This is a genomic window from Kitasatospora putterlickiae, from assembly GCF_039527695.1.
Classification (GTDB): Bacteria; Actinomycetota; Actinomycetes; order Streptomycetales; family Streptomycetaceae; genus Kitasatospora; species Kitasatospora putterlickiae.
On sequence record NZ_BAAAKJ010000002.1, the window covers coordinates 41,824 to 44,664 of the forward strand.

Sequence of the window (2,841 nt, forward strand, 5' to 3'; positions counted from 1 at the left end):
ACCGCGATGGCCGCCGTCTACACGGCCGGGCCGCTGATCGGCGCCGTCGGCCGCTCCCGCCGGGCCGCCGGGCTCTGGATCGCGCTGCTCGCCGTCACCTGGGCGGGCGTGCTGGTGACCACCCAGGACGGCGTCTGGCTGGCGTTCCCGCTGTACTTCCTGGAACTGCACCTGCTCGGCCGGCGCGCCGGGCTGGTGGCGGTGGGGCTCACCGCGGTCGCCTCGATCGCCGCGTACTCCGCGCACCAGCACACCGTCAGCGTCGCGGCGGCCATCGGGCCGCTGCTGGGCGCCGCCGTCGCCACCGCGACCGTCCTCGGCTACCAGGCGCTGTACCGGGAGAGCGAGGAGCGGCGCCGCCTCATCGACGAGCTGACCGCCGCCCGCGCCGACCTCGCCGCCGCCCACCACGCGGCCGGCGTGCTCGCCGAGCGCGAGCGGCTGGCCCGGGAGATCCACGACACCCTCGCGCAGAGCCTCACCAGCATCCAGCTGCTGCTGCGGGCCGCGCAGCGGGCCCTGCCGGAGCGCACCGACGCCGCCGCCGAGTACGTCGAGCAGGCCCGGCAGGCCGCGCAGGACAACCTCGACGAGGCCCGCCGCTTCGTGCGCGCGCTCACCCCGCCGGCGCTGGAGAGCGACACGCTGCCGGTCGCGCTGGAACGGCTGTGCGCGACGACGTCGGCGCGCAGCGGGCTGCCGGTGCGGCTGCACGTCTCCGGCGAGCGGGTCCGGCTGCCGGTGCCGCACGAGGTGGCGCTGCTGCGGATCGCGCAGTCGGCGCTCGGGAACACGGTGCGGCACGCGCGGGCGACGCACGCGGAGGTGACGCTCGGCTTCAGGGCGGGGGAGGTGGCGCTGGACGTGGTGGACGACGGGGCCGGGTTCGATCCGGCGGCCCTCGGCGGACCGGAGGCGGCGGCCGGGGACGGCGGGTTCGGGCTGCCGTCGATGCGGGCCCGGGCACGGGCGCTCGGCGGGACCTTCGCGGTGGAGTCCGCGCCGGGGGAGGGCACGGCGCTCGCGGTGCTGCTGCCGGTGCCCGACGATTCGAGTGAGGAGTCCTCGTGACCGAGGATGTCATCCGCCTGCTGCTCGCCGACGACCACCCGGTGGTCCGGGCCGGGCTGCGGGCCGTGCTGGAGAGCGAGCCGGACTTCGCGATCGTCGCGGAGGCGGCGACCGCCGAGCGGGCCGTCGAGCTGGCGGCGGAGCTGGACGTCGACGTGGTGCTGATGGACCTGCAGTTCGGGCCCGGCTCGGCGATGAACGGCGCGCAGGCCACCGCCGCGATCACCGCGCGGGGCGCGGGGGCGCCGAGGGTGCTGGTGGTGACCACGTACGACACCGACGCGGACACCCTGCCGGCGCTGGAGGCCGGGGCCACCGGGTACCTGCTGAAGGACGCGCCGCCGGAGGAGCTGGCGCGGGCCGTGAGGTCGGCGGCGGCGGGGCGGACGGCGTTGGCGCCGACGGTGGCGGACCGGCTGCTGGAGCGGATGCGGACGCCTGCGGCGGCGTTGAGCGTGCGGGAGACGGAGGTGCTGGGGCTGGTCGCGGACGGGCTCACCAACCAGGCGATCAGCCGGCGGCTGCAGCTGAGCCTGGCGACGGTGAAGTCGCACCTGGTGCACATCTACACGAAGTTGGGTGTGGAGTCGCGTACGGCGGCGGTGCGGGAGGCGCGGGGGCGGGGGTTGATTCGGCGTGGGGGGTGAAGGGTGCCCTGCGGGCGGCTTGAGGGGGAGGGGCGGGTCCGGGGCGGGGCGTAGGGTGGGCGGGTAGCCCGAGTACCCCGGTGTGCCGTGTGAGTGGAGGATCCCCGGATGGCCGTGCGACTCGACGGACTCCCCGTGCCCGTGATCGGCGCGCCGATGGCCGGCGGGCCGTCGACGCCGGAGTTGGCGGCGGCCGTGAGCGGGGCGGGCGGGCTCGGGTTCCTCGCCGCCGGGTACCGCGGCGCCGAGGCGACGTTCGAGCAGGTGCGCCGCGTCCGGGAGCTGACGGACCGCCCGTTCGGCCTGAACCTGTTCGTCCCGGCGGAGCCCGGCGATCCGGCGGCCGTCGCCGCCTACCGGGAGCGGCTGCGGCCGGAGGCCGGGAAGCACGGGGTGGTCCTGCCGGAGGCGATCGCGCCGGACCGGGACGACTGGGACGCCAAGATCGCCGGGCTGCTGGCCGGGCCCGTCCCGGTGGTCTCGTACACCTTCGGGCTGCCCTCCGCCGAGGAGGCCCGGGCGCTGCGCGCGGTGGGCACCGTCCAGATCGGCACGGTGACCTCGCCGGAGGAGGCGCGCCGCGCCGAGGCGGTCGGGATGGACGCGCTGGTCGTGCAGGGACCGGAGGCCGGCGGGCACCGCGGCACGCACCGGACGGTGGACCGTCCCGGCGAGCGGCCGCTGCTCGAACTGCTGCCCGCGGTGCGGGCGGTGACCGGGCTGCCGCTGATCGCGGCCGGCGGGCTGTCGGACGGCGCGGCGATCGCGGCCGCGCTGCGGGCCGGCGCGGTGGCGGTGCAGCTGGGGACGGCGCTGCTGCGCGCGGACGAGGCCGGGACGACGGCCGCGCACCGGGCGGCGCTGACGGAGTTCGACGGCACGACGGTGACCCGGGCGTTCACCGGCCGCCCGGCGCGGGCGCTGCGCAACGACTTCATCGACCGGTTCGAGCCGTACGCGCCCGCCGCCTACCCGGACGTGCACCACCTCACCCAGCCGCTGCGCGCGGCGGCGGTCCGGCGCGGCGACGCGCAGGCGATGCACCTGTGGGCGGGGACGGGTCACCGGGCGGCGCGCAGCGGCGCGGCGGCCGAGCTGTTGGCGGGGCTGTGGGAGGACGCCC

Annotated in this window: 3 protein-coding genes; all 3 read left to right on the plus strand. The window is 77.6% G+C overall.

Going from position 1 to position 2,841, the window contains the following annotated elements; all coding sequences use genetic code 11:
* Positions 1-1,071, plus strand: a 1,071-nt coding sequence (locus ABD308_RS00290) for a sensor histidine kinase (protein WP_344321985.1), incomplete at its 5' end; no start/stop codon positions are given.
* Positions 1,068-1,718: a response regulator gene (locus ABD308_RS00295; RefSeq protein WP_344321989.1), complete on the plus strand. Its 651-nt coding sequence runs from the start codon at positions 1,068-1,070 to the stop codon at positions 1,716-1,718. The genes ABD308_RS00290 and ABD308_RS00295, both read left to right, overlap by 4 nt.
* Before the next feature lie 108 nt (positions 1,719-1,826).
* Positions 1,827-2,841 (plus strand): nitronate monooxygenase (locus ABD308_RS00300; RefSeq protein WP_344321996.1); only part of this gene is annotated, 1,015 nt, incomplete at its 3' end.